Annotated in this window: 26 protein-coding genes and 1 other RNA gene; 18 read left to right on the forward strand and 9 right to left on the reverse strand. The window is 53.9% G+C overall.

The window, feature by feature from the left end; translation table 11 throughout:
* Positions 1 to 94: 94 nt before the first annotated feature.
* Both DQX05_RS25445 and DQX05_RS25450 read right to left on the reverse strand, forming a co-directional pair.
* Positions 95 to 274 (reverse strand): hypothetical protein, encoded by a 180-nt coding sequence (locus DQX05_RS25445; protein WP_087445321.1) that lies wholly within the window; start codon positions 272 to 274, stop codon positions 95 to 97.
* Positions 275 to 325: 51 nt separating this feature from the next.
* A complete protein-coding gene (locus DQX05_RS25450; RefSeq protein WP_119796144.1) occupies positions 326 to 559 on the reverse strand; it encodes a hypothetical protein in 234 nt (77 codons plus the stop codon).
* A gap of 156 nt (positions 560 to 715) precedes the next feature.
* Here DQX05_RS25450 and DQX05_RS25455 point away from each other — a divergent pair, with 156 nt between their 5' ends.
* Positions 716 to 961, forward strand: a complete 246-nt coding sequence (locus DQX05_RS25455) for a cold shock domain-containing protein (RefSeq protein ID WP_006287735.1) — start codon at positions 716 to 718, stop codon at positions 959 to 961.
* 1,330 nt (positions 962 to 2,291) lie between these two features.
* On the opposite strand, the gene DQX05_RS25460 is transcribed toward DQX05_RS25455, so the two are convergent.
* On the reverse strand, positions 2,292 to 5,447 hold the full coding sequence (locus tag DQX05_RS25460; protein ID WP_397336042.1) for a glycoside hydrolase family 2 TIM barrel-domain containing protein: 3,156 nt from the start codon (positions 5,445 to 5,447) through the stop codon (positions 2,292 to 2,294).
* Between the two features lie 164 nt (positions 5,448 to 5,611).
* Here DQX05_RS25460 and DQX05_RS25465 point away from each other — a divergent pair, with 164 nt between their 5' ends.
* On the forward strand, positions 5,612 to 6,496 hold the full coding sequence (locus tag DQX05_RS25465; protein ID WP_119796146.1) for a helix-turn-helix transcriptional regulator: 885 nt from the start codon (positions 5,612 to 5,614) through the stop codon (positions 6,494 to 6,496).
* Between the two features lie 141 nt (positions 6,497 to 6,637).
* Here the strand turns inward: DQX05_RS25465 and DQX05_RS25470 are convergent, their stop codons facing one another.
* Complete coding sequence (locus DQX05_RS25470; protein WP_119796147.1) at positions 6,638 to 7,288, reverse strand: nitroreductase family protein; 651 nt, start codon at positions 7,286 to 7,288, stop codon at positions 6,638 to 6,640.
* 332 nt (positions 7,289 to 7,620) lie between these two features.
* Positions 7,621 to 8,814 (reverse strand): MFS transporter, encoded by a 1,194-nt coding sequence (locus tag DQX05_RS25475; RefSeq protein ID WP_119796148.1) that lies wholly within the window; start codon positions 8,812 to 8,814, stop codon positions 7,621 to 7,623.
* Between the two features lie 179 nt (positions 8,815 to 8,993).
* Here DQX05_RS25475 and DQX05_RS25480 point away from each other — a divergent pair, with 179 nt between their 5' ends.
* The 3 genes from DQX05_RS25480 (at position 8,994) to pfkA (ending at position 11,493) form a co-directional block, all read left to right on the forward strand.
* Positions 8,994 to 9,311: a hypothetical protein gene (locus tag DQX05_RS25480; RefSeq protein WP_119796149.1), complete on the forward strand. Its 318-nt coding sequence runs from the start codon at positions 8,994 to 8,996 to the stop codon at positions 9,309 to 9,311.
* Between the two features lie 161 nt (positions 9,312 to 9,472).
* A complete protein-coding gene (locus tag DQX05_RS25485) occupies positions 9,473 to 10,510 on the forward strand; it encodes a tetraprenyl-beta-curcumene synthase family protein (protein WP_182914903.1) in 1,038 nt (345 codons plus the stop codon).
* An 11-nt stretch (positions 10,511 to 10,521) separates the two neighbouring features.
* Positions 10,522 to 11,493 carry a 6-phosphofructokinase gene (pfkA, locus tag DQX05_RS25490; protein ID WP_119796151.1) on the forward strand — a complete coding sequence of 324 codons (972 nt, stop codon included), beginning with the start codon at positions 10,522 to 10,524 and terminating at the stop codon, positions 11,491 to 11,493.
* A 90-nt stretch (positions 11,494 to 11,583) separates the two neighbouring features.
* On the opposite strand, the gene DQX05_RS25495 is transcribed toward pfkA, so the two are convergent.
* Positions 11,584 to 11,961, reverse strand: coding sequence for a DUF3899 domain-containing protein (locus tag DQX05_RS25495; protein ID WP_119796152.1), 378 nt, complete (start codon positions 11,959 to 11,961; stop codon positions 11,584 to 11,586).
* Between the two features lie 451 nt (positions 11,962 to 12,412).
* On the opposite strand from DQX05_RS25495, the gene DQX05_RS25500 reads away from it, so the two are divergent.
* The 7 genes from DQX05_RS25500 (at position 12,413) to DQX05_RS25530 (ending at position 19,399) form a co-directional block, all read left to right on the forward strand.
* Complete coding sequence (locus DQX05_RS25500) at positions 12,413 to 14,197, forward strand: peptide ABC transporter substrate-binding protein (RefSeq protein ID WP_119796153.1); 1,785 nt, start codon at positions 12,413 to 12,415, stop codon at positions 14,195 to 14,197.
* Positions 14,198 to 14,271: 74 nt separating this feature from the next.
* Entirely contained in the window at positions 14,272 to 15,219 is a 948-nt protein-coding gene (locus DQX05_RS25505; protein ID WP_119796154.1) for an ABC transporter permease, read from the forward strand.
* Positions 15,216 to 16,352 (forward strand): ABC transporter permease, encoded by a 1,137-nt coding sequence (locus tag DQX05_RS25510; RefSeq protein WP_259392228.1) that lies wholly within the window; start codon positions 15,216 to 15,218, stop codon positions 16,350 to 16,352. Before DQX05_RS25505 ends, DQX05_RS25510 begins: the two co-directional genes overlap by 4 nt.
* Before the next feature lie 17 nt (positions 16,353 to 16,369).
* Positions 16,370 to 17,425, forward strand: coding sequence for an ABC transporter ATP-binding protein (locus tag DQX05_RS25515; protein ID WP_182914902.1), 1,056 nt, complete (start codon positions 16,370 to 16,372; stop codon positions 17,423 to 17,425).
* A gap of 1 nt (position 17,426) precedes the next feature.
* Entirely contained in the window at positions 17,427 to 18,380 is a 954-nt protein-coding gene (locus DQX05_RS25520) for an ABC transporter ATP-binding protein (protein ID WP_119796155.1), read from the forward strand.
* A 184-nt stretch (positions 18,381 to 18,564) separates the two neighbouring features.
* Positions 18,565 to 18,765, forward strand: a complete 201-nt coding sequence (locus tag DQX05_RS25525) for a DUF3906 family protein (RefSeq protein WP_119796156.1) — start codon at positions 18,565 to 18,567, stop codon at positions 18,763 to 18,765.
* Positions 18,766 to 18,862: 97 nt separating this feature from the next.
* A complete protein-coding gene (locus tag DQX05_RS25530; protein WP_119796177.1) occupies positions 18,863 to 19,399 on the forward strand; it encodes an NADPH-dependent FMN reductase in 537 nt (178 codons plus the stop codon).
* 103 nt (positions 19,400 to 19,502) lie between these two features.
* Here the strand turns inward: DQX05_RS25530 and DQX05_RS25535 are convergent, their stop codons facing one another.
* Positions 19,503 to 20,330, reverse strand: a complete 828-nt coding sequence (locus DQX05_RS25535) for a YitT family protein (RefSeq protein WP_119796157.1) — start codon at positions 20,328 to 20,330, stop codon at positions 19,503 to 19,505.
* Between the two features lie 270 nt (positions 20,331 to 20,600).
* Between DQX05_RS25535 and cshA the strand changes: the two genes are divergently transcribed.
* Complete coding sequence (cshA, locus tag DQX05_RS25540) at positions 20,601 to 22,151, forward strand: degradosome RNA helicase CshA (protein ID WP_119796158.1); 1,551 nt, start codon at positions 20,601 to 20,603, stop codon at positions 22,149 to 22,151.
* A gap of 90 nt (positions 22,152 to 22,241) precedes the next feature.
* Here cshA and DQX05_RS25545 read toward each other — a convergent pair whose 3' ends face one another.
* A complete protein-coding gene (locus DQX05_RS25545) occupies positions 22,242 to 22,343 on the reverse strand; it encodes a sporulation protein YjcZ (RefSeq protein WP_119796159.1) in 102 nt (33 codons plus the stop codon).
* A gap of 174 nt (positions 22,344 to 22,517) precedes the next feature.
* Between DQX05_RS25545 and DQX05_RS25550 the strand changes: the two genes are divergently transcribed.
* From DQX05_RS25550 to DQX05_RS25560, 3 genes are all read left to right on the forward strand, one after another.
* Positions 22,518 to 23,348, forward strand: coding sequence for a YesL family protein (locus tag DQX05_RS25550; protein ID WP_119796160.1), 831 nt, complete (start codon positions 22,518 to 22,520; stop codon positions 23,346 to 23,348).
* A 102-nt stretch (positions 23,349 to 23,450) separates the two neighbouring features.
* Positions 23,451 to 23,632, forward strand: a non-coding RNA gene (gene ssrS, locus DQX05_RS25555) — 6S RNA.
* Positions 23,633 to 23,783: 151 nt separating this feature from the next.
* Positions 23,784 to 24,176 carry a DUF1499 domain-containing protein gene (locus DQX05_RS25560; protein ID WP_006678038.1) on the forward strand — a complete coding sequence of 131 codons (393 nt, stop codon included), beginning with the start codon at positions 23,784 to 23,786 and terminating at the stop codon, positions 24,174 to 24,176.
* A 98-nt stretch (positions 24,177 to 24,274) separates the two neighbouring features.
* Here the strand turns inward: DQX05_RS25560 and tpx are convergent, their stop codons facing one another.
* Positions 24,275 to 24,787: a thiol peroxidase gene (gene tpx, locus DQX05_RS25565; protein WP_119796161.1), complete on the reverse strand. Its 513-nt coding sequence runs from the start codon at positions 24,785 to 24,787 to the stop codon at positions 24,275 to 24,277.
* A 222-nt stretch (positions 24,788 to 25,009) separates the two neighbouring features.
* Here tpx and DQX05_RS25570 point away from each other — a divergent pair, with 222 nt between their 5' ends.
* Entirely contained in the window at positions 25,010 to 25,609 is a 600-nt protein-coding gene (locus DQX05_RS25570) for a rhomboid family intramembrane serine protease (RefSeq protein ID WP_119796162.1), read from the forward strand.
* Between the two features lie 57 nt (positions 25,610 to 25,666).
* Positions 25,667 to 26,617: a glutamate biosynthesis transcriptional regulator GltC gene (locus DQX05_RS25575; protein WP_119796163.1), complete on the forward strand. Its 951-nt coding sequence runs from the start codon at positions 25,667 to 25,669 to the stop codon at positions 26,615 to 26,617.
* The last annotated feature ends 44 nt before the right edge of the window (positions 26,618 to 26,661 follow it).

Genomic DNA, 26,661 nt, shown 5'->3' on the forward strand with positions numbered 1-26,661 from the left:
CTGTTCACAATGTCTAACGTGACTTGATGAACATACTTCCATAGTATGGCCGGCAGGGGGAGAGTCTAACACGTTCTTCCGGATGCCGATGGGTCTATGTGCCGGCGGTCCAGAAGGAATAGACAACCAGGAAAAAGGCAAAGACAAGGAACAGGAGCGCCGCAATAGCCATCGGGCGGCGAAGGGCAGGCGGCACGCTATCCTTTTTCCATACAAGTATCGCTCCCAGCGAGAATGCCAAAATGATGAAAATAATATTGGTAGACGAATTCATAAGCGACCTGCCTTCATCGAACTGATATAATACCGTGGAGGCGAAGCAAGCTTAGACTTGCTTGAACGCATCCATAATGCTCTGCCACTCTTCTTCCTTACCTGCGTAGCTTTCCTTCGGGAAACGCTGCTCAGCCCACTGCATCAGTGCAGGACGGCTAAGGAAGTTGTGGCACTCTTCTCCCCATTGATCGGATATCTCACGCAAGACGATATGACGGCCCTGCACTTCTACCGTCATCATGTTCCATTTGTCATGCTTGTAAATGACATGCTTTTTTATCATTGTGAAAACCTCATTTCTGCGTTGCCGGGACAGGGCTTGCATTCAGCGCCTGCCTTCGTGTCGCATCCTTGTAACGATCATGATAACCCAGGCCGTGAGCGAAAATCAAATTGAAGTGGCAAAAAAAAGTTGCGTTCCACATAAGCCTCCAGTATAATGACATTATTCACCTGTAAGGGTGGATTATGTGAGGAGGTTTTGACTTTGAAAGGTACTGTAAAATGGTTCAACGCAGAAAAAGGCTACGGATTCATTCAAGTGGAAGACGGCGACGATGTATTCGTGCACTACTCCGCAATCCAAGGTGATGGATTCAAGAGCTTGGATGAAGGCCAAGCGGTAGAATTCGAAATTTCCGAAGGAAACCGTGGTCCACAAGCTGCTAATGTCATTAAATTATAATGAAATGCCCACGACGGGCCCTTCATTTATAAATAGTGTACAATAGCACGACCCAACAGCCCTGACCTCTGGTCAGGGCTGTTTTTTAACGGGTTGATGAGCAGGGAAGGGCTCGGGCTCGGCCTGTTCAAAGCGATACCTTACTTTCTAGTTAAAGCGTATTTCCATATATTTCAACCAGCTGGTCAGATGCTTCTGCGGCTGCATGATGCTTCGGCAACCATATGCTTGCTATCCCCGTCAGTCACGCTCCGCAACACCTTACGCACGATATCCCCGTCGTTCATGCAGTCTCTGCAATGCCTTACGCACGATATCCCCCTCGGTCAGGAAAGTCTCCGCAACACCTTACCCACGATATCCCCGTCGTTCATGGAAGCCACCGCAACGCCTTTGCTAACGATATCCCTGTCGCCCATAGAAGCCTTTGTACTTCCCTATGTTCCGGTCGAACGAGGAAGCCACAGCGGTTCCTTATGTTCAATATTCTCGCCGTTCATGAAGTCTTCGTAGCTCCTTATGTTCAGTATCCCTGTTGGTCAGGGAGCGTCCGCGATTCCTTATGTTCAATATCTCCGTCGTTCATGCTGCCTCCGTAATGCCTTATGCTCAATCTCCCCACCAGTCATGATTCCGTTGTCGTCCTTACATCACTTCTGCAGAATCGCCTTGTTTGAATAGATCGTTTCATATTCCCTTGTCGGTAAGAACGATGAAGTATAAGACCAAGCAGAAACAGTTTCTTACAATATTCTGAATCACGGGGATATCGTGCATAAGGAGAGTGGAAGTAAGGTTATAAGTTGCTCTCCTGCGTTAGAGGGATACGCTTAATTAGCCTGTAGCTGAGCGGATTCTTCGGCCTCCTGCGCGACGGGGATATCGTTCATAAGCAGCGTGGAAGTAAGGCTGCAAGTTGAACTCCTGCGTTGAGGGGATGCGGAATGTATGCCTGTGACTCTACTCTGTGAATTTTTCGACCTCCTGCGTTACAGGGATAGTGCTTATAGGAGACAGGGGAGCATGAGGACTCACTGAAACTTTCTGCGCTACGGGGATAATGGTCTTAAGGACTCAGACCTATGAGTTCTTCTGTATACTGCATCATTCAAGGTTTTTCTATTTTAAAAAGGGTCCTCCACATAACCCGCATATGTGCCGCTGAACGTAAAGCGTGTGTTCCGAGAACGACGAGCCAGGGGAAGGGAGGAACAGAAAGCAGACATTCATCCCCTAAGCCGGCGCTAGCCGATTGTTTCAACTAAGAGCTGTGGGTCCGGCGGAAGCATAAGGAACGGAGCCGCAGATAGCGGCCCCGTTCCTGTATCACTTAGTCCGCGTCCTGAAGAGAAGCGACCCGGCGGGCTAGCGCATCCGGTGTGATGGCGTCCCGGCTAAATGGGACGAGCGTGACGGTGAAGGCGATGTCGTCCACGCGGAGTTCATGCTGGGGCAGCGCCTTCGGTCCGCAGCTGTTGCTGCCGAGGCCATGCTGGGCTTTATCCAGATGGATGATAATATCTTCCCGCGGCGTCAGATCTGCGTGATGCGCCGCGCGCTCCAGGTCGGCAATCGTGTAGCGATGGGCGCTGAAGTCGAATGTGCCGTCGCTTAGCGCCAGCAGGCCGAATCCACGGCGGTTCGTCCAGGCAGCCCAACGCGTGTCGGTCCGGTTGCCGTTCTCCTGCGGCTTCTCATAGGCGGTCATCAGATCGCTAACGCTCGCCTCGTACCAGCCGTAGCTTGCCGCTTGTTTGCTGTCTGTGTAGCTCTCGCCCGGCCCGCGACCGTACCAGACGCAGCGATCGAAGGCGCCCGGAAGCGAGAGCTCGTAACCGAACCGCGGCATCACCTGCGGATGATTCCCCTCTGGCGTGCTGTGAACTTGCACGGTGATGGTTCCGTCCTGCCGGATCGTCCATTCATGCCGGCAGCGGAGTCCCCAACACAAGGCCGGCGCACCCAGGCGAGTGAGGCGGATAACGCGAACCACACCATCGCCGGCTCGGGACGCGTCGAGCTGAACCTCGTCCACCCGCTCATCCAACTGATGAAGACCGAGGGAACGCCACTCCGACACGTTGTACATATCGTTGTCAATGGCGGCCCGCCATAATTGCAGCCGAGGGCCCGATGTCAGCAGCTCCGCGCCTTCGGCTTGCCAGGCGAGAAGGGTGCCACTGCGACGATCGATGTCGAGGCGGAAGCTGCGCCCGGACAATATATAGGCCCCTTCTTCTTCCCGCACGCCGATTGGCGCTACGGATCGATTCGAGTGGCCGTGTGGAGCCATCTCCGCCGAAGCTGGCGGCAGGAAGACGGCCGGATCAAGCGGGAACTGGGCCCAGGACAATTCATGGCCCGCTTCCGCCCAGGCCGTGCTGACCGGCATCTGGAAGGACAGCTTCAGCCATACGTCTTGCCCGATTAGGGAAGGGGCGATCTCGCACAGCGCCGGAACGATGTGCCAGGTCCAAGCCGCTTTGCGGCGAGGAGCGATGTCCGGCACGGGGAATCTTCCGCTTGCGGCAATGCGCCCGCTGGCCACGATGGTGTAGAACCCTTGCAGGACATTCAATGGCAGGAAGTCAAAACGGTTCTCTACTTCGAATTGTCCGGAAGCGGCATCGATGGCGGTGACTTTGACGGGCTCGATTGCCTTTTTGTATTCATGCAGCGCGGGCCATGGCTGGCGGTCGCCGTCGATGAGCCCGTTCAGGCAGAAGTTGCCGTCGTGAATCCGCTCCCCGAACTCTCCGCCATAAGCCATCTCCTGCTGGCCGTCCTCTCTGGTTCGGCGGATGCCCTGATCGACCCAATCCCAGACGAAGGCCCCCTGCAGCTTCGGATAGCGGTAGAACAGCTCGATATAGTCCTCGAACGCGCCCGGACCGTTACCCATCGCATGGGCGAATTCGCACAGAATGAACGGGCGCGGATCGTCATTACCGGCAATCTCCTCCACTTCCTGAACGGAGGTGTACATATGGGAGTGAACATCCATGCCGAGCGCATCATCCCAATCGCCTTCGTAATGGAGGGGCCGGGTAGGGTCATAGCTGCGCGCCCACTCCGCCATCGCGCCATGATTTGGTCCATAGCCCGATTCATTGCCGAGCGACCACATGACGATGCTCGCGAAGTTTTTGTCGCGCATAACCATTCGCTCCATCCGATCAACAAAAGCGGCGGTCCAGGCCGGATCCTTGCTGAGGCGGGACCAATCCCCCGCTGGCTGGAATCCGTGCGTCTCCAAGTCGGCCTCATCAATGACGTACAGCCCATATTCATCACACAGCTCGTAGAAGCGGGGATCGTTCGGGTAATGCGACGTGCGTACCGCATTTACGTTGAAGCGCTTCATCAGCTTGATATCTTCGATCATGGTGGCAAGCGGCACGGCCCGCCCCAAGTCAGGATGGAATTCGTGGCGGTTGACGCCCTTGAACATGACCGCCCGGCCGTTCACGCGCAGATTGCCGCCCTCCAGCTTCACTTCGCGGATACCGACCCGGTGGGCGACGTTCTGAGTCACTTCGCCCTGGGCGTTTTTCAACTCCAGCAGCAGATGGTACAAGTGAGGCGTCTCGGCGCTCCATAGCTTCGGCTCCGCCACGTCAAGAGCGGCGCTGATCGATCGTGATTCTGCTGCGGTCAGCATGTCGATGTCGACGGCAACCGTCTCGGACGCCGGCCGCAAGGAGCGATCCAGCAGGGTGATGGACAGGGTGCCGCCCGAAGAAGAACCGCCTGCGTTGTGAAGGAGCGTCTGTACATCCACGCGGGCGTGATTGCCGGAGTCGAACAGGGTTGTCCGCACGGTCATGTCCCACAGATGCATTTCCGGGAAGGCGAGCAAATAAACGTCACGAAAAATCCCGCTCAGCCACCACATATCCTGATCCTCAAGATAGGTGCCGTCGCTCCACTGATACACCTGCACGGCGATCAGGTTCGCTCCGCTGCGAACATGGCCGGTAATATCGAACTCGGCAGGCATGCGGCTTACTTGGCTGTAGCCAATTAGGACGCCGTTCACCCAGACGTGATAGGAGCTGTCTACCCCTTCGAAGCGGAGCACGATTCTCCGGCCGGACCAGGACTCGTCGATCCAGAACGTGCGACGGTACGAGCCGGTTGGATTCTCGTCGGGAACATGCGGCGGATCGACAGGGAACGGATAAAGTATATTGGTGTAGGCGGGAGCTCCAAACCCTTCCATTTGCCAATTCGACGGTACGGGAATGCGCTCCCACGCCGTGTCATCATAGTCCGGTTGCTCGAACTCCTTCGGTGCTTGCTCCGGCGAAGCCGCGTAATTGAACTTCCACTCTCCGTTCAGCAACTGGAAGAAGGGCGACAGCCCTCTTTCATAGGTCAGCGCATCGTCTGCGTGGGCATGCGGAATGAAGTAGGCTCTCGAATCCAGCCGGTTGAGATGAAGCTTGGTCGGATCTTGCCAGATAGGCAGTGTCAAGGAAATCATCCTCTCGTTGGTTATCGGGAAACATGAATGAAAATAATGACACAATATGAAGCTGTTCTCTATCTATGATAGGACCGTGATCCGTTGCATTTCAATCTAACGATTTTATAATGGATATAATAATATGAAAGAATTCGACATTTCTATGATAAGGAGGGGGCCGATTGGACAGCATTCATTTCCCCATTCTGACAGACGAAGAGCGTCTGCTTCCTCTGGTCGTAACGACGGTGGGAAGCTGGACGAATCAACTGGAGACGATCCGCCCGCACGGTTACCCGGATTATCAGTGGCTGCAATGCACGAGCGGAAGAGGCATGTTCCAATGGGAAGGCGGCGGCCCGGCCGTGGAGATCGGTCCGGGCCAGGGGGTGCTGCTGTACCCGGATGTGCCGCATGTATATCGGCCGCTGGAGGAGCCGTGGGGCATCTATTGGCTCGGTTATCACGGAGCGCTGGCTCAGGAACTGACCTCGATGGTGCATGTACACCAATCAGCCGCCATGACGGTCGGTGACCCGGAGCAGACGCTGGTTCTCATTCGGCGCGCGATCTATTCGTTGGACCGGGCGAGCGGCGGCCATGGACCCCGCTTGTCCGCACTGGCTTATGAGTTGATGATGGCATGGCCCGAATGCGGCCGGCATGACAGGGGGTTGCATCGCAAGTCAGGCGTGCAGCCGTTGGCACCGCTGCTCGATTGGATTCACGAGCATTATCAGGAGGATGTCTCCCTGCAGCAGATGGCGGATCGGCTGCAAGTATCTCCGCAGTACGTCTGCACACTGTTCCGCCGCACCTTCGGCCTGCGGCCGCTGCAATATGTGAATCGCCTTCGCATCCGGAAGTCGAAGCAACTCCTGATCAGCTGCCCGGACATGGCCGTCGCTCAGGTGGGCAAGGAGGCAGGGTTCCGGCATGCAAGCTATTTCATCCAGCGTTTCAAGCAGCAGGAGCATATGACACCGGTCCAGTTCCGCCAGATGTACGGGCGGCTGCCTTACAAGCCGGACGAGCAGGAACGGATGCTGCTGCCGGATTCGATGTAACGTTATAGGCTGGGCCACTAAGAAAAGCTGATGTGGAATCCAATTGGGGAGGAAAACATAAAGACAAGCCCCTCAGCCCATTCGTCTGAATGGAGGCCGGAGGAGCTTGTCTGTATAGAAGGCTGGAACCATCGAGCGCGATTATTCGATAATGCGGAGAATCTCTTCGACAGGCTTGCGTGGAAGCTTGGCCGGCGTATCTGCCGCATAGCCGAGCGAGAGCACCATATTGACCTGCCGGTCGGGCGGAATGTCAAGCAGCGACTTGATCGGATCGGCGGCAAGCAGTACGGGCCCGGTCATCGGGCAGGTCGCCAATCCGCGCGCATGGGCGGCGAGCATCAGATTTTGCAGCGCGAGACAGCTGCTCTTAATGCCCTCTTCCTCCCATACGGCTTCCGGCACGAATTGTATCGGATCGAAGATCCGATCGCGGAACTTGGACGTATAAGGCGTCGCCAGTCCGATGATCAGGACGGGCGCGTCGGAGAAGGCGGTGGCATAAGGACCGAACGACTTGACGAGCAGGCGTGCTTCCTTGGCGAGGCCCCGCTCTTCCGCTTCGGCCGCCTTGGCGTGCAGTGCGTCCCAGGTCATCTGTTCGATCTGCCGAATCCGTTCCCGGTTCATGACTGCAATGAATTCCCACGTCTGCGAGTTCGTGTCGCTTGGTGCATACCGCGCGCAGTCGATCAATTCCTTCACGTCTTCGACGGCGACGGATTGCTCCGTGAAGCGGCGGACGCTCCGGCGGCTGTGAATGACTTCCTTCACGGTATCATATAACGTCATCGTATCATTTCTCCTTCGCTGTATAAGAGGTTGTTCAAAAAGTCCGTCTCTCATTTTGGCCTGCACTGCTCCTTGCAAGTATTGCGATGTGTATTATTTAGTACCACGTACTAAGACCTGATCATATTATACGGGCCGCTATGCCGGATTGCAATGATTTCCGCTTTACGGGCAAAGTGACCACGACGCTTCCTAGCGGCTTGCAGCGATCTGACAGCGACATTTCTCAAAGAGTTGAGTTGGCGCGATCTGACAGTCGACATCTCCCAAATGGCTGGCTGCTTCCTGGCGCCGATGGTCTGCACGGCGTAGTTCCGTCTTCTTGCCGCAGATTATCGGCGGCGCCTTGGCCATCGCGTCCCGGTCTCGGCATAGCGGGAATGAACGGCCATTGCGAGGAAGCCGGCGCAGGCGGCGACGGCGAATGCTGCTCCGACATGGAAGACCATGTCCTTGCCATGTGCTTCGAGCAGAATGCCTCCGAACGTGCCGCTCAGCAGACCGGCGATGCTCGACCATACGATCGTATAGAGCGCGAGTCCCGTGGAACGATATTCTTCGGGTATAACCCGGCTAATATAACGGACGGCGACAAAATAAAAAATGCCGAAGGACACGCTGTGCATCAGCTGCGTCGCCACGATGGCGCCTGGGGTCTGCAGATTGGCTACGAGCAGCAGCCGGATCGCATAGGTCAATCCGGACAAAGCGAGCAGCGGGAGCTCCTTGAAGCGATCGCCGAAGGCGTTGAGCAGGAAGAAGATCGGTATCTCGCTCACGGCCGACAGCATCCAGGCCCAGCCGACGAGCGATTCGTCCGCGCCGAGTCCGGTCAGCGTCACTCCAAGGAAGGCCTCGTTCAACCGGTGCGCGATGGCGAGCAGCAGTACGAACAGGAAGAACAACAGCACCTCGCGTTGTTTGAGCACCGCCCACAGCCCGGAGAACTCCATTTTTTTCATCGATGCCCGCTTGTCCGTCAGGAAGAAAGCAATGCCAAGCGACAAGATCCCGATGAGCACGAGCACCCATACGGTATAGATGGCGCCTGCCGTGCGCAGCACCATGCCGAACAGCAGAGCAGCGATAGCGAATCCGATCGAGCCGAACACCCGGATGCCGATGAAGCTCTTGCCCTGAGCTTGTGCCGTCACGATAGAGAAGCTGTCGTTCAACGGGAATATCGGGAAATAAAAGAAATAGAACAGAATAAGAATCGGGACAACCGATCCAAACGAAGCGAATTGACTAAGAATAAGCGACAGGATAATTTGGGCGCACAGCAGAAGAATCAGAACTTTTTTCAATGTGCCGAGCCGATCGCTGATTAAGCCCCAGAACAGATTGGATACGATAGAGATAAGCGGTCCGATGGAATAAAGCAATCCAATCTGAACGCTTGTAAACCCGAGCGCCTGATAATAAAGCGGAAGATAGGATACGACGACGGATGACGCCATAAAGATGGAAAAGGTAAAGGCACGCAGCCAATGGGCGTCACGGCTCTTCACAACCTGTTGCGACATGATGGTTCCCCCTACGAAGTCAAGCATTGCATCATTAAAAGCATGCTATAGTATATCATGCTTTTACGGGATGCGGGGCGAGATTCGCGACAGATGACATTTACTTTCCAGGCCCGTAATGGTACAGTAACTGCAAAAGTCGCTTCTGCACAGGAAGCGGGAGGAGAGAGGTCGCGGGAATGAATCGGTATCGCTTCGAGCGGGATGAACGGCTTGGCATTGAACTCCCGGTGCTGCTCGTGCCCTGGGATTCGTTAAGCTTCACCGAACAGACCGAGGTCATCGCGCGTTGGGAAGACATCCGAAGCTGCATTCCGGAGCGGGTGAAGCAGCTCGAGGGCTGTATTGTCGCCCTACAGCACGAACTGAATGAGGAAGAACGGTTCGACGCTTCCTGCCGTCTGAATTGGGATATCGCGGAGCTGGCCAGCATCATCAACGATCTTCATCTATGGTTCCGCGTGCAGCAGGATACTGTCGCCAAAAGCCATCTGTAGGCAAATAGGCGCAGGAATGTTTGTGCAAAGAGTCACTTCGTAATATAATAGTTTTGGCTAAAATGAGTGCATCCACTGGTGGAGGACTGGAGAACGGGAGGTTATTCTTGGACCATTACAAGCTTAGCCGTTCAGTGGCTCCAAGGGGGCCGCTGCGGCTCATGCACCGCGTATATAAATACATCCTGCCGGGGGTACGTTCCGAACTGGATACTTGGCGGGCGCGGGCAGAGAATATTCCGAACGAAGAACTGCGCAGACAGGCCTTGGCCAGCATCGCCACGAAGCAGTTTCACTGTCAGGGCGGTGCGGTATATGCCGCCATCCGGCCGGAGACGCGTGGTATCATCATTCCGTTGATTGTAGCTTTTCAGACGATAAGCGATTATTTGGATAATCTGTGCGACCGCAGCACCTCGCTGGATCCGGATGATTTCCGGCTTCTGCACCAATCGATGCTGGATGCAGTCCAGCCCGAGCGCCCGCTTGCAGACTATTACGCCCTGAGGGAAGACAAGGATGACGGCGGGTATTTGCGGGGACTGGTCGAGAAGTGCCGGACCTGTATCGCGCAGCTTCCCGGCTACGAAGCCGCCCGCACGGATATCGTCTGGCTCGTCGGGTTGTATACCGATCTTCAGGTGTACAAGCATATTGATCCGGCGAAGCGGGAAGAAGCGCTGCTGGCTTGGTGGCGGGACTATGAGGCCAGATTCCCGGAATTGACGTGGAATGAGTTCGCCGCAGCGACGGGATCTACTCTCGGCGTGTTCCAATTGTTCGCCGCATCTTTAGACGGCGGGCTAACGAGGGAGGATGCCGGGCTCATCCGGGAAGCTTATTTTCCATATGTATGCGGACTTCACATTCTGCTCGATTATTTGATTGATCAGGAGGAAGACCGGGTGGGCGGAGACTTGAATTTCTGCCATTACTACCCGGACCAATCTACGGTCGTGAACCGGATTGGCCATATTGCGGAAGCGGCGAAGGAGCAGGTGAAGAAGCTACCGGAGGAACGGTTCCACCGGATGATTATCGAAGGGCTTCTGGCGCTGTATCTGTCCGATCCGAAAGTACGAGACCAAGCTGAGGTGCAGGACGTATGCCGGCGATTGATGCGGAATAGTCCGTTGATGCGGTTGTTCTTCTGGGTCAACAGTCGTTGGATACGTAAACATACGCATAAGGATAACTAGGAGGAAACAACATGTCTGATGTCAAAAAAATTGCTATCCTGACGAGCGGGGGAGACTCCCAAGGTATGAACGCGGCGATTCGCGCAGTGGTGCGGGCAGCCTTATTCAATGGAATCGAGGTCTTCGGCATTCAGCGCGGCTATCAAGGCCTCCTGAATCAGGATATCCGTCCGATGGATCTGCGCAGCGTAGGAGATATTATCCAGCGCGGCGGCACGATTCTGCAATCGGCACGCTGTCAGGAGTTCCGTACGGAGGAAGGCCAGCGCAAGGGCGCGGACATTCTACGCGCTCACGGCATCGACGGCTTGATAGTCATCGGCGGCGACGGCTCCTATCAAGGCGCGAACAAGCTCAGCAAGCTGGGAATCAAGACGATGGGCCTTCCGGGAACAATTGATAATGACATCTCGTATACCGACTATACGATCGGCTTCGATACGGCCGTCAGCATCGTGGTCGATGCGGTGAACAAGCTGCGCGACACGATGAGCTCCCATGAGCGCTCCTCTGTCGTCGAGGTTATGGGCCGCCACTGCGGCGACATCGCGTTGTATGCCGGAGTGGCCAGCGGCGCGGAATCCATTCTGGTGCCGGAAGTGCCGTTCGATATCGATGAAGTGGCCCAGCGGATGAAGCATAACTTCGAAGCAGGCAAGCGTCACAGCATCGTCATCGTCGCCGAAGGGGTAGGACGCGGCGAAGACGTGGCTCAAGGCATCATCGAGCGCTGCCCGACCGTCGAGCCTCGCGTTACGGTGCTGGGACATATTCAGCGCGGCGGAACGCCGACCGCCTTCGACCGAATTCTGGCGAGCCGCCTTGGCGACTTCGCGGTCCGCAAGCTGATGGAGGGCGAATCCGGCAAGGGATGCGGCATGATCCGTGGCGAGTTGGTCGCAACCGATATTGACAAGGTCGTCAACACGAAAAAAGAATTCAATATGGAGCTGTACGAGCTGGCAACCCGCCTGTCCCAATAAGGAAAGGGGCTGACAGAGCGTCAAGCAGGCTCTCGCATAAAAATCCGGCTGACTGCACCCGATGCGGTCGGCCGGATTTTGTTTATTAAGCTACATGGAAGCGTATGCAAGCGCCAATGAACAGAGCAGCAGCGGAATAGCGAATAAATAAAATTGTCGGTTCGGCCATGGGCCGCTGCCGATCCGGGCGGCATGTTCATGCAGCTTCAGCTTGGACATCCGTTCCGCCTCCCCGCCCGCGGTATCGATGCGATCAGCCTGCTCTTCGGCTTGTCTTTTGCGAGACAGATGATAGCTCAATGACTTGAAAAATCCAATATTGCGGACATGGCAGAACAAAGCGATGCATAAATAGGCGAGCCCGATGATGAAAAAGGAATTCGAGAGATTGATGTGAATCGGGACGTGAGAGTTAGAGATCAAGTAAGCCAATATAAGTAAAAGGGTGATAAGCGATAGTCGTTTCATGCCCAGAACGGCTCCTTTCCCCGCGCAAGTCGTCAGCTTCGTGAGAGCACATCTCTGGATGATTGGCGGCTGAGTGCGTGTGTCTAGTCGTGCCCGTTCGTCTTCTTTCGACACGCAGATAACAAATTCCTTCTTCCCTTCAAATTTAGAAATATCCCCCTCTCCGATCACATATTTATATCTTGACTACGATTTGTCACTTTGATAGGCTTTTAATAATTGCATTCCACTATTTTCCTCGAGCGTATACTTCTTTGTCACAAATGTAATGCATATCCTTATATCCAAAGATTTGATCTGGCAAAAAAATGGATCACAATTGCATTAATTAACATTTAATTGATTCCATGTGGAATTTTGTCGATGGAATAGGTTTTCTGCATGTCCGTATTCACTGTTACCCGCACAAATTAACATACATGAACAACATTTAACTTGAGGAGGGGATCTTATGACACAGCCCAAAAAACCGTTCTTGGTGATTTTGGCCATGTTAATGGCGCTGACCTTTGCCGGTTGCACCAGCGGAGGAGGGAATGACGCCAGCCAGACGAAGCAAGAGAGCACAGAGGGGGAAAGCAAGGAAAATACCGGGGAGAAGGAAGCTTCCGGCAAGCAGGCCGTAATGCGCTTGTCCGGAATGTCGGCAGAGACATTCAACCAGCACACAAGTGATAGTGCGGAGACGTCGAAGCTGATGGAGTATATTAATGGCAGTTTGCTTGAACTGATCTATGATGAAGCAACGGACAATGTGAAGTTTGTGCCTAACCAGGCCGTTGATTTGCCAGTGACTTCTGATAACAAAACATGGACCTTCAAGCTCAAGGAAGGACTAAAATGGACGGATGGAACGCCAATTACGGCGCATGATTATGAATATTCATACCAGATGCTGCTGGACCCGAAGCTGGTCAACCGCAATGCGTTCATCCTATTCGATAGTATACCGGTTGTAAGCGCTAACAAATATTTTAAGGGTGAAGCCAAGTGGGAAGAGGTCGGCATTAAAGCGAAGGATGACCTGACGCTGGAGATTGTGCTGGAGATAGAAATGCCTGAAGTTGATGTATTCAGCGTCTTCGCAGGCGGAGGATCGACATCGCCCATCCACAAGCAATTGTATGAGGCGGGCATGAATGCGGATAGAACCGCAACGACGTATGGAACGACGCTTGAGCAAGTGCCTTCCAGTGGGACATACCGTCTGACCGAATGGGTGCGCGACCAATACCGTATATTTGAGAAAAATTCGGATGCGCCGCTGAAAGATGTCTATACGCCGGACCGCATCGAGAGCAGGGTCGTATCGGAAAGCTCCACCCGCATGCAGCTGTGGGAGAAGGGAGAAATCGAAAGTGTCTCGATTAGCGGGGAGCAGTTCGATAAATATGGCGACGATCCAAGAGTCGTCTATACCGAAGCGAAGTCGGTATGGGGCTTCTATGTAAATACCGAATCGAAGAAAAATCCGATTCTGGCGAACAGTGATTTGCGAAAAGCGCTGTACTACGGAATCGATCGCGATAAATTGTCGAAGGGGATTTTTAAAACCTTCAAATCTGCTCCGTACTATATTTCAACGATTTGCATGGTAGGGGATTATCGGAATGGAGAAAAATACCGCGATACGGAAGTGGCCAAGGCGATCCTTCCCGAAGGAATCGGCTACGATCCAGAACTAGCAAAGGAATATTTCGATAAGGCTTATGCAGCGAACGGTAATAAGAAAATCACGATTGAAATCACTTATTTCGATGCGCAGGAGACGATGAAGCAGACCGCTGAAGTGACGGAAGAGCTGTACGAGAATCTGTTCGGCAAAGACCGGATCGATATCAAGCTGCGCGCGATGCCGCCTAGCGCCGCTTACGACGCTTACCGTGACGGCGATTTTGAATTGGGCATCGGCTCTATCACCCAGAATGCATTCAACCCATGGTCCAGCATGAAGGCATGGAGAACCGATTTCCCGAACCGTTCGCATCGCTTCAGCAGTCCTGAATTCGACGAGCTCCAAAAGCGGACGACAACCGGGGATCTGCTGCTGAAACCGGAGGAGAGACTTCAAGCGTTGGTGGAAATGGAAAAAATGCTGCTGGACTATGTTCCGCAAATTCCGCTGTTCCAAAATGATAACGCGATGCTGTATCAGGACCGGATTGAACTGGCGGCAAAGGGTAAATTTTTCCCGGAAGTTGAATTTGCACAGATGCAATCCATCATTCATGACTAGGTAGGAGATTGGAGGCCTTGCGCAATCTTCTATTGCGCTAGGTCTCCAAATTTGCGAAAAGGAGCTTCAGGCCCATGCTGCGTTACATATCGCAAAGACTGGTTGCAATGGCAATCACTTTGTTTCTGATCATCAGCCTGTTATTCTTTCTGATCCATTCCATGCCTGGCAGTATCGTAACCGATCCGATGCTGCCGCTGGACGTGAAGGAGCGCATCGAAGCGAAATATCATTTGGACAAGCCGCTTGTTGTTCAATACATATTTTTTTTGGAGGATTTCCTGACGTTTAATTTCGGCGATTCGATCAAAGTGCAGCCGAATGTTGCAGTCTTCGATATCATTAAGGACAAGCTTCCGATCACGATCCAGCTTAATATTTTCGCGCTTGTCTTTACGCTGCCGATCGGCATCATGCTCGGCATTTGGGCGGCGCTGAAGAAGAATACCGCCACCGATCATACGCTTAATATTATGGTTGTGCTATTCATCTCGGTGCCTTCCTTCGTGATTGCGGCGATCCTCCAGTATATCGTCGCATTCAAATGGGAGCTGGTGCCGATTTTGCTCTCGGCAGAGCAGGCGCTGAGCTGGACGAAGCTGAAATCGATGATTTTGCCGGTTCTGGCGTTATCCTTTGGTGAAATCGCGATCATTACCCGTTACTTGCGGGCCGAATTATGCGAAGCGCTGAATTCGGATTATATGCTGCTCGCACGGACGAAGGGATTGACCCTCAAGCAGGCCACCTTGCGCCATGCGATTCGCAACTCATTCGTTCCGCTGTCCAATATTATTATTCCGTTGTTTTTCTCGATCTTGTCGGGAGCGATCGTCATCGAGAATATTTTCGGCGTGCCGGGGCTCGGCTCTCTCGTAGTCAGGTCGATTAACGCTTTGGATCATCCGCTAACGATTGCCATCATGTTCTTTTATTCCTTGATCGGCCTGATCAGTATTTTGGTCGTGGACCTGTCATACGGCATCATTGATCCGCGGATCCGCATGGGAGGGAAGAAATGATGAACATCGAAACGGAGAAACGAAAGGGGCACAATCCGTTCGAGCTGGTGCAGCGCGAGAAGCAGCTTGCCGATCAGAAGTTCGAAGGCCAGGCGATCGGCTTCTTCAAGGATGCGATGCTGCGTTTCCGCAAAAATAAAGCGTCCACCGTCGCCGCTTTTTTTATCGGCTTGATTATCTTGATGGCAATCATTGCCCCATTGCTCAGTTCCTTTACATACCGCGACCAGCATATTGAATGGACCTTGCTGCCGCCGCGTGTTCCAGGGATTGAGAAGCTGGGCATCCTCGACGGCACGAGGACGATGGATATTCAAAAGGCCAATCTGGATGTGAAATATAAAGACAGCGTCGTCAAAATCATCGATGAATTCGAAATGGATTATCGCGGCCGGAAAATTCCGATGGTGAACGCGAAAGTAGACATGTACCAATTGAAAGAAGCAAAGGATCAGTATTTTTGGATGGGTACGGACTCACTGGGGCGTGATCAGTGGACGCGCCTGTGGAAAGGGACGCGCATTTCGCTTCTGATCGGATTTATGGCCGTTACGATTAACGTGCTTATCGGCATCACCTACGGTTCGATATCCGGGTATTACGGCGGTAAGGTAGACATGATCATGCAGCGGATTATCGAGATTTTGAACGGCGTCCCGCAGTTGGTGCTCGTCATTCTCTTTGTCATGTATTTGGGAGCGGGAATTATGCCGATCATTTTGGCGATGGTCATGACCGGATGGATCGGGATGAGCCGGATGATTCGGGCCCAGTTCTATAAGTACAAGGGGCAGGAATATGTATTGGCATCGCGAACGATGGGAGCCAAAGATCGGGCGCTTATCTTCCGGCACATCCTGCCGAATGCCATCGGACCGATCATTACGCAAGCGACGCTTGCCGTTCCGGGAGCTATATTCACCGAGGCGTTCCTGTCTTATCTCGGATTGGGGATCGCGGCGCCCGATCCTTCGATTGGCGTTCTCCTGTCGGATGGTCAGAAATTGCTGCTCGATCATCCACATTTGACGCTGTTCCCGGCCATCGTCATCTCGATTCTGATGCTCTCGTTCAACCTGTTCGGGAACGGACTGCGAGATGCCTTTGATCCGACGTTAAGAGGCCAAGAATAGGAGCGGGGTGAGGACAGATGACTGTGGCAACGAACAAGGAAACGGTATTGCAGGTCAAGGACCTGCGCATTACGTTCAACACCTTTGCGGGCAAGATTCATGCTGTGCGCGGCGTAGGCTTCGATCTACATCGCGGAGAGACGCTGGCGATTGTCGGCGAATCGGGATCGGGCAAATCGGTGACCAATAAAGCGATTATGGGCATATTGTCCAAAAACGCCAATATCGAGGATGGAAGCATACTCTATCAAGGGGACGATCTGACCCAATATACGGAGCGGCAATTCACGCAGATCCGTGGCTCTAAAATCGCGATGATCTTTCAGGATCCGATGTCTTCGTTGAATCCGATCATGAAGGTCGGGAAGCAGATTATGGAAGCGCTCCGGGCGCACAACATCAGCAGGGCGAAGGCGCGGGAAAGAGCGCTGGAGCTGATGATAGCGGTCGGCATTCCCGATCCGGAGAAAAGGTTTGAGCAGTATCCGTTCCAATTTTCCGGGGGGATGAGACAGCGGATCGTCATCGCCATTGCGCTGGCGAGCGATCCGGAAATATTGATCTGCGATGAGCCGACGACGGCGCTGGACGTGACGATTCAGGCGCAGATTCTTGATCTGATCAAGCAGATTCAAAAAGAGCGCCAGCTGTCGGTCATTTTTATTACGCATGATCTGGGCGTCGTGGCGAATATGGCGGATCGGGTAGCGGTTATGTATGCCGGTAAAATCGTGGAATACGGCACGGTCGATGAAATTTTCTATCATCCGAAGCATCCGTATACATGGAGCCTGCTCGTCTCAATGCCTGATCTGGATACAAGCGCATCGGATGAGCTGCTCGTCATCCCGGGTACGCCGCCGAATATGCTGTACCCGCCGAAGGGAGACGCGTTCGCGCCGCGCAACCGCTATGCGATGCGCATCGACTTCGAAGAAGAGCCGCCGATGTACCGAGTGAGCGATACGCATTTCGCCGCCACATGGCTCCTTCACCCGAATGCTCCGCCCGTGCAGCTTCCTGATGTCCTGAAGCGGCGGATAGCACAGCAAACCGAAAGGCTGGTGCGATAACATGACGAATTCGACGGTACAGCCGGTGCTGGAAGTGAAGAATCTGAAGCAATACTTCACGAGCGGCTTCGGACGGAGGAAAACGGTGCTGAAAGCGGTCGACGATGTCAGCTTCACGATTAACAAGGGGGAAACGTTCGGTCTTGTCGGCGAATCCGGCTGCGGCAAGACGACGACTGGCAGGACGATTATCCGTCTGTACCAGCCGACGGGCGGGGAAATTTACTTCAATGGGAAGCTGATTTCGGGTCGATTGAGTAAGGAAGCGAGACAAGAAGTGACGCGCGGCATGCAGATGATTTTCCAGGATCCGATCGCTTCGCTGAACCCGCGCATGACAGTGAAGGAAATTATCGGGGAAGGCCTGAAAATCAACAAGCTGTGCAAGAACGAAAAAGAGATGCTTGCCATGGTCTATGACATTTTGGAGACGGTCGGCTTGACCAAAGAGCATGCGAGCCGGTACCCTCACGAATTTTCCGGAGGCCAGCGGCAGCGGATCGGGATCGCGCGGGCGCTGATTACGAACCCCGATCTGATCATCGCGGACGAGCCGATATCGGCGCTGGACGTATCGATCCAAGCCCAGGTGCTGAATCTGCTGAACCGCCTGCGGAAGAAGCTGGGGCTGACGGTATTGTTCATCGCGCATGATTTGTCTGTCGTCAAATATTTCTCCGATCGGATCGGCGTCATGTACAACGGCAAGCTCGTGGAGCTGGCCAATGCCGATGAATTGTATACACGGCCGCTGCACCCGTACACGCAATCGCTGCTGTCAGCGATACCGCTGCCGGATCCCCATCACGAGCGGAACCGCAAGCGGATATACTACAATCCGGACATCCATAATTATAAGTCGGAACATCCGGAGCTGATTGAGATTCGGCCGGGTCATTTTGTCTATGCGTCTCCATCGGAAGCTGAGGCATACAGGAAAAAATTATCGTTGTAGATGAAACTTAATGCACCGCGGACTCAGAAGGCGGAACTGAGGCGCGGTGTGTTGCATTCACGGAAGCAACCAGATCAACCCTGCCTTCTCCCTAGGCTACAACCTCGTCATGCTGCAGATGGATCCGGTTCTTGACGGTTACTTCCTGTTTATGTATGATTTGCGAAAGGGGAGGGAGTAAGGCATGTACATATACCGGTTGGAAGCGTCATCGGCGCAGGGACCGTTCGTCTGCGTCGTAGTGGCAGAGTCGGAAGCGGAAGCGTTCTCGCATGCGGAAGCGTATTTGACACGCGAAGCGCCTGGTGTAGAATGGACAGACCTGGCGTTGCTGGAAAAGAAGCGCTGCTGTTCTGGCGGCGGGTATGTCATCCCCTCCCGTTAGGTTGTTCGTTCAAAGAGTCCGCCTCCGGCTTTTGTGAACACGAAGCAGAAGGCGATGTTCGCTGGCCAACCGCAACATGACGGAAGGAGAGAAGATTGTGCGTATTGTATGTATTGCCGGGAGCAATCACGCGGATGCGACCAGCTCCAAGCTGGTGCGCTATATCACGGCACGGCTGCAAGGGAAGGATCATGAGGTGGAAGTAGTGGAGCTGCATCTCCTGCCGCTTCCTTGGTACAACCCGGACGGGAACGAGGAGAATGCGAACGTGCTTCGTCTGAAGAAGGCGGTCAAGGAGAGCGACGCGATTGTGTTGGCGACGCCGGAATACCATGGCACCTTGTCGGGCGTGCTAAAAAATGCGCTTGACTACTTGAATTTCGAATATTTCAACAACAAGTTGGTGCTGTCGGTCAGCTCGGCCGGCGGCGCGGTCGGCGTCAGCTCCTTGTCCCACCTCCAGACGATCGTGCGGAATCTGCATGGAATCAACTGCCCGGAGTGGATCTCGATCGGAGGAGATCAGCGGGAATTTACGGCTGACGGCGTGCCGGCGCATGATCATGTCGTACAGCGCGTGAACAAGACGCTGGACTATTTCCTGGCGCTGGCGAAGAATACGCGCGCGCTCTAAAATAGCAGGTTGTCCGGATGAACTCATAAGATCATCGAACAAGCCCGCCCTTGCTTAGGGTGGGCTTGGTTTTGGCTGGAGGGAGCATGTCCCCGCAGAATGCTTACTTCGACATCGGCCGGCGGAAATTGCCGATGACGCCGACCGTCTCCACGATATTGACGAACGCCTTCGGATCGCTCTCCATGATGCTGCGCTTCAGATCAGGCAGCTCGTAGCGGGTCGTCACGGTCATGAGCATATCCTTCTCGATGTCGGTGAACGCACCCCGCGTTTTAATAACGGTTACGCCGTGCGGAAGACAGAGCAGCTTGTTGATAAGTGCTTCCTTCTCCCGGGTAATGATAAACACGGTCACCTTGTAATGGTTGATGTAGATCGTGCCGATAATTTTGCCCGTCGTGAAGATGGACACCATGGAATAGAGGACAAGCTCCCATTCTTGGGATATGTATCCGTGCGAGAAAATAACGGCACCGTTCAAGACGATCAGAATGCTCTGAATCGAGAAATCACGATAGCGGGTCACGATCGATCCGATGATGTCGAAGCCGCCCGACGAACCGCCGACGCGCAGCGAGACTCCGCTTCCGATCCCGACGAGCGTCCCGCCGAAGATGGCGGCAAGCAGCGGCTCATTGGTCACCGAATGGACGGGGATGACGTTCAGCAGCCAGGTCGTAGTGGCGACGCTGAGAATGCTGTACCCGATGAACCGCTTGCCCAGCACGAACCAGCCCCAGATCAGGATCGGAAGATTAAAGGTGAAATACAAGACGCTTGGATTCCATCCGGTCAAGTAATTCGTTACCAGCGACACGCCCGATAACCCGCCGCTAAGCAAATGGTGCGGCAGCAGAAATAGATTGAAGGAGGCGGCGATACAGGCGGCGCCGAAGATAATAATGATGCAGTGGAAAATTCGCTTCAACGTGATGTCACCTCATGAGGTAGTATTCGTTAGTTCGGAACTGGTATTCTTTCAATCATTTGTGTTATAATATGCTGGATATTCTTGAGTAGGCTTATGATACCCACGATGTCCATAATATGATTACATGGTGGAAGTCCGTCGTGCAGGACCCCTCCGCATTGTATATGAGAAGGCGAACGGCTGGAAGTGTCTTTCGTCACCATTGTCGCGCTACTTAAGAATACAGACAAGGATGTGGATTGTCCACAATGAAGGAGTATGAATATATTGAAGACATTTGTTGAATTCGGCTTGGAGCCGAAATTGCTTCAAGCGATTACGGAATTAGGGTTTGAAGAAGCCACTCCGATTCAAGAAAAAGCGGTTCCGTTAGCAATGATGGGACGTGACTTGATTGGACAGGCTCAGACAGGAACAGGTAAGACCGCCGCATTTGGAATTCCGCTTATTTCCAAGATTGACCCGTCGGAAGAGCGAGTCGTCGCTCTCATAATGACCCCTACCCGCGAGTTAGCCATTCAGGTAGCCGAAGAGATCGGCAAGCTGACCCGATTCAAAGGAGTTCGTTCCCTGCCGATTTACGGCGGACAGGATATTGGCCGGCAGATTCGCGCATTGAAGAAGCACCCGCAGATTATTATCGGAACGCCGGGCCGCTTGCTTGACCATATTAACCGCAAGACGATTCGTCTGAACGATGTGCAGACGGTCGTATTGGACGAGGCGGACGAGATGCTCGACATGGGCTTCATGGAAGACATTACGTCGATTCTGAGCCTCGTGCCGGAAGAGCGCCAGACGATGCTGTTCTCAGCCACGATGCCCCCGAACATCCAGAAGCTGGCGAATCAATTCCTGCGCGATCCGGAGCATGTCTCCGTCATGCCGAAGCAGGTGAGCGCTCCGCTGATCGAACAAGCTTATATCGAAGTGCCTGAACGGGTGAAGTTCGACGCATTGAGCCGCCTGCTCGATATGGAGTCGCCGGAGCTGGCGATCGTATTCGGCCGCACGAAGCGCCGGGTTGACGAACTGTCCGAAGCGCTGCAGAAGCGCGGTTATTCCGCTGACGGCTTGCACGGGGATCTGTCCCAGAACCAGCGTGACAATGTCATGCGCAAATTCCGCGACGGCAGCATCGATGTGCTGGTCGCTACCGACGTGGCTGCCCGGGGCTTGGACGTATCCGGGGTTACCCATGTCATCAACTTCGACCTGCCGCAGGATCCTGAATCCTACGTGCACCGTATCGGCCGTACCGGCCGCGCCGGCAAGGAAGGCAGCGCCTGGTCGTTCGTGACGCCGCGTGAGATCGACCATTTGAACTTCATCGAACGAGTGACCCGCCACCGCATCCCGCGCAAGCCGATGCCGACGCTGGCGGATGCAATCGAGGGCAAGCAGCGCATTGTCGCTGAACGTATGATGGAAGTGCTGAAGGATACCGATTTGAACGAGTACAAGGGCATTGCGATTCAACTGCTCGAGCAGTACGATTCGGTGCATCTGCTGTCCGCAGCATTTAAGCTGCTGACGGGCGAGAAGAAGGATGTCCAGATCTCGCTGACGCCGGAAGATCCGATTCGCGTGAAGCGCCGCAAGCCGGACCTGCGCTCCAGCGGCCGCAAGCTGTCCGCGCCATATAACCGTGGAGGACGCCAAGGAGGCGGCGATCGCCGCGGAGGGTACGGCCGGGATAACCGTGGCGGTTCTGGCCGTGACAACCGTGGCGGCAGCCGTGGAGACTCTCGGGACCGCAACGGAGATCGCAAACCGCGCCGCTTCAACGATGAAGGGCGCCGCCAGCGCGACGAATAGATGTGAATGAGGACGGCCAATGCCGTCTTTACGATACGACATTACAAAGAGACCGCATTAGAGCGGTCTCTTTGCGTTTATGGCGCCCAATCAGATGATAAGAGCGCGGCTAACGATAACCAACAGAATGAACAACACCAGAATCGTACCTGTTGACGTCATAAAACCGCCGTATCCTCCTACGTGGCCCATGTTACAACCTCCTTTAGAACAGCAAAGGTTTTGAACTACAGTAGTATCATATGCCGGGGGGGCATTTGCGCCTGAGCAAGTACCTAGAGCCTTGGAAAATAGGCACTGGCATAGCAGGGGAGCTTTGTATTATAGTAGATAGGACAGGATGATGTATTCGAGGGGGAATGACCTTTGGAATTTCGAGGGATAATGGGCGGCTTTTACCGCATTTCAGAATGGATAATGCGATTCTCGGTCACGAACGTGCTTTGGCTCCTCTGTTCGGCGCCGTTTTTCTTTTTTGTGCTGGTCAAATTGCTCGTTATGCAGCAAAACATGCTGAATGAATCGATCACGATGAACTGGATGATGGGCATCACCGCTCCGTTCTTCCTTTTCCCGGCGACAGCCGCCATGTTCTCGGTAGGCCGCAAGTGGGTAATGGGCGATACAGATGTCAAATTGCTCAAAACCTTTTTCAAGTCCTACAAGGAGAACTACAAGCAAGCCATGGTCGGCGGCATCTTCTATACGCTGCTGTTCGTCATCATGTATGTGGATTATACCGTATACATGACGCAGCTCAAGTCCATGCAGATCATCGGATTCGTCATGCTCGGACTGCTCATCGTCTTGTTCGTGTCGCTGTTTAATTTTTTCTCGATGGTGGCACACTATCATATGAAAACGGTTCAGTTGGTCAAGAACAGCATCCTGCTGACGCTGCTGCGCCCGTTCCGCATCATCATGACGACGATCGTCAGCGGCGCCATCTTATATTTCAGCGTGTTCAGATGGCCGTTCCTGCTCATCTTCTTCGCAGGCTCTGTCATTGCCTACTATGCTTTCTTCAACTTCTATGCGGTCTATCAGAAGATGCAGGACCAGCATCAGCGCATACAGGAGCAGGAGGAAGCGGGAGAAGAGCCGGAGAAGGACGCCGATACGGAAGTGCCTTTCGATGAAGTCGATCACGCTCCGGTCAAGGAGCATGAAGACGGGAACCGTTATTCCCGTCCATAGTTCGTACGGCTTGCCGGGTGGCGGGAAGCTGCTGCGCACGCTTGGCATGATTGGGAATAAAGTACCGGTTTACATTTGCTGTTCGCCGCTATATAATAAGATTACTTCCTGCGATGTACGTGTCGGCTTTCGTTGTTTTGAACCAATGTTTGTTTCTTGGGAGTCCTAGATCGAATTGCGGCTGGCAAGCCCTCTCGAAGGGAAGTCAAAAGCATTTTTGCGGACACCCACCTGCTAGAGCAGGTTCAGAAGCATAAAGGCCAAACGGCATAGGCGGGTTTTCCTATTGACATTTCAGCCACCTTTCATGTGAATGGCCATTCGCATGGAAGGTGTTTCTCTTTATTGGACACATTTTTCCTTCCGTTAACTTCGGAACAGTGATACACTATAGATAAGTGAGCAACGGCTGTCATGAAAAGGAGGAACACGCTCTTGTCACTCAAACGAGTATTGGTCGGCATTATTCGCAGTTTTGAATCCAGCGGCGATCGTGCCAAAGACCCCAAATTGAAAACGCACTACTATCAAATGTCCCGGGATAAAGCATGGGAAGAAATCGCATCGACATTGAAGAAAATTCAGGGGTACAAAATACTTCATGAGGTTCCTTCGGTCGGTGAAATCACTATGGAGAAACGGACGATGACCGGACGGACGATGGATATTACTGTCTCTGTCATCAACGTGGGACCAATGAGAACGGCGGTTGATATTTACTCGGCTTCACGCGGGGGATTAGGTGATTTGGGCGCCAATTATCGCGTAATACTCGATTTGTTCGCTGTCTTGGACAAGAAGCTGGCGGCATACAAAGTAAATAGTTAAGGAAGCGGCCGCCGATAGAGGCAATGGGCACTGCCTGACGATAAAGCGAGAGGAGAGCCGAAACTCTTCTCTCGCTTTTGTTCTCCCTGGAAGCGGAATTAGAGCAAGCTTTTGACGGCATCGACCGCTTTCTCGTAATTCGGATGCTCCGTCATCTCGCCAAGCACTTCGACGTAACGAATCGTGTTGTCTGCGTCGACGACGAAGATGGAGCGCATATCGAGTTGAAGCTCCTTAATCAGGACGCCATAGGCTTCACCGAATGTATTGCCCTTGTAGTCGGAGAGCATGACGACATTCTCTACGCCTGCCGCGCCACACCAGCGGGCTTGCGCGAACGGAAGGTCGGCGCTGACCGTCAGCACGACGACGTTGCCGCCAAGCTTGCCTGCTTCTTCATTGAAGCGGCGGGTCTGCGCATCACATACGCCCGTATCGATCGAAGGAACGACACTGATGAGCTTAATCTTGCCTGCGAAATCGTTCAGGCCTGCTACCTCCGTCAATGATTTGTTCAATTGGAATTCAGGAGCTTTGTCTCCTGCCTTCAATTCCGGTCCCACCAACGTGATGGGATTGCCCTTGAGCGTAGCTTGACGTTCATTAGACATACAGTTAGCCTCCTTCAATAAAGTGACGGTAACTTATCGGTGTAGTTCAAAAAGTACGCTTTGGCTCGCGAAGAGATGCACCTTTTGAACAGTCATTTACCTTATTTTTCATTATAAAGCTTTGCTTGTACGATTGTCCAATGTCCGTTCGTGATAGGTACCCCGCATCGATGAGAACGATTGGAGAGTTCAGGCCGGCGGAGAGAGAGGAAGAGAAAACTCGTGATATTTATCCGATATGAAAATTGGCGCAGCTACATCAAGCAGTTCCCGGTAACGACGCTCCTCATTATCGCGAATGTGGCGATGTTCATCGTGCTCGCATTGAATGGGGGAAGCCAGGACGGCATGACGCTGTTGAAGTTCGGTGCCGTCTGGAAGCAGGAGCCGTATGCCAGCGAGACTTGGCGGCTGGCAACGGCAATGTTCCTCCATGCAGGCTTCCAGCACCTCTTATTCAATATGTTTGCGCTCTTCGTGTTCGCGCCGCCGATGGAACGCATCCTCGGCTCCTTCAAATATGCCGTGCTGTATCTGCTCAGCGGCCTGATGGGCAATGCGGCGGCCTTGTACCTGTCCGAATGGGGGACACTGGCCGTGGGAGCCTCAGGCGCGATTTATGGCGTGTATGGAGCCTATCTGTTTATCGCTATTTTCCAACGATGGGCGCTCGATCAGGCATCGCGGAAGACAATTATGATTATTCTTGGTATCGGGATTGTGCAGTCGTTCGTCATCACCGGAATCAGCTGGAGCGCTCATTTGGGCGGCTTGGCGGCCGGATTCGTCTTGTACGCCATACTGCAGCGCATTCGGTCGTAACGGGCTGGCAACGCATCGCAAGAACCGTATTATTGAGTAGAACGGAGCGAGAGATTCGTGGAACTTAGGCAATTGTTGTACTTCGTGAAGGTGGCCCAGAAGGAGCATGTGACGCAGGCAGCAGAGGAGCTTCATGTCGCCCAGTCTGCCGTAAGCCGGCAGATCCATCAGCTGGAGGAGGAGCTTGGCGTCAAGCTGTTCCTGCAGAAGGGACGCAACCTCCAGCTGACGCCGGTAGGGCAGCTGTTCTGCAGCCGGGCGGAAGCGGTGCTGAAGGATCTGGAGCGCGCGGTTCAGGAGGTGCAGGAATTCATGCATCCGGAGCTGGGAGAGGTGCGAATCGGGTTTCCGCACAGCTTGGGGATCCATCTGATTCCGAAGCTGGTGGCCGAGTTCCGGAAGCGGCACCCGAACGTGAAGTTCAGGTTCAAGCAGGGCATGTACCCGTCCCTCATTCGGGATATCGTATCCGGCGAAGTCGATCTTGCCTTCATCTCCCCGTATCCGAAGGACAGCGACATGGTGACCGGGGAGATTGTGCTGAACGAGGAGTTGCTCGCCATCCTTCCGCCGAATCATCCGCTGGCCCAGGAGGAGACGATATCGCTGAAGCAGCTGAAGGAAGAGATGTTCGTCATGTTCAGTCCCGGATATTCACTGCGGCCTATCGTATGGGATGCCTGCATGAAGGCAGGCTTCACGCCGCATATCGGCTTCGAGGGGGAAGAGACGGAGACGATTCGAGGCCTCGTGGCCGCCGGCATGGGAGTCAGCCTGCTGCCGGATATGGCGCTCCAGCACACATCAGAGCTTCAGCCGGCTCGCGTCAGGGTGATCGATCCGGTGGTCACACGCTCCATCGGGCTGATTCGCCGCATCGACGAGAAGCTGCCGTTGGTCGCGCAGACCTTTCACACCTTTTTGCTGCAATATTTCAGAGAGCATGAAAGCGCCACCCCCAAGCAGGGGAAGCCTGACTCGGCACAGGATGAGCTTGAGCTGCTGTAGCCCGCGTTATCTATCCACACACAAGAGCCCCTTCCCCCTGCGAC

It is taken from the genome of Paenibacillus thiaminolyticus (assembly GCF_003591545.1).
Classification (GTDB): domain Bacteria; phylum Bacillota; class Bacilli; order Paenibacillales; family Paenibacillaceae; genus Paenibacillus_B; species Paenibacillus_B thiaminolyticus_A.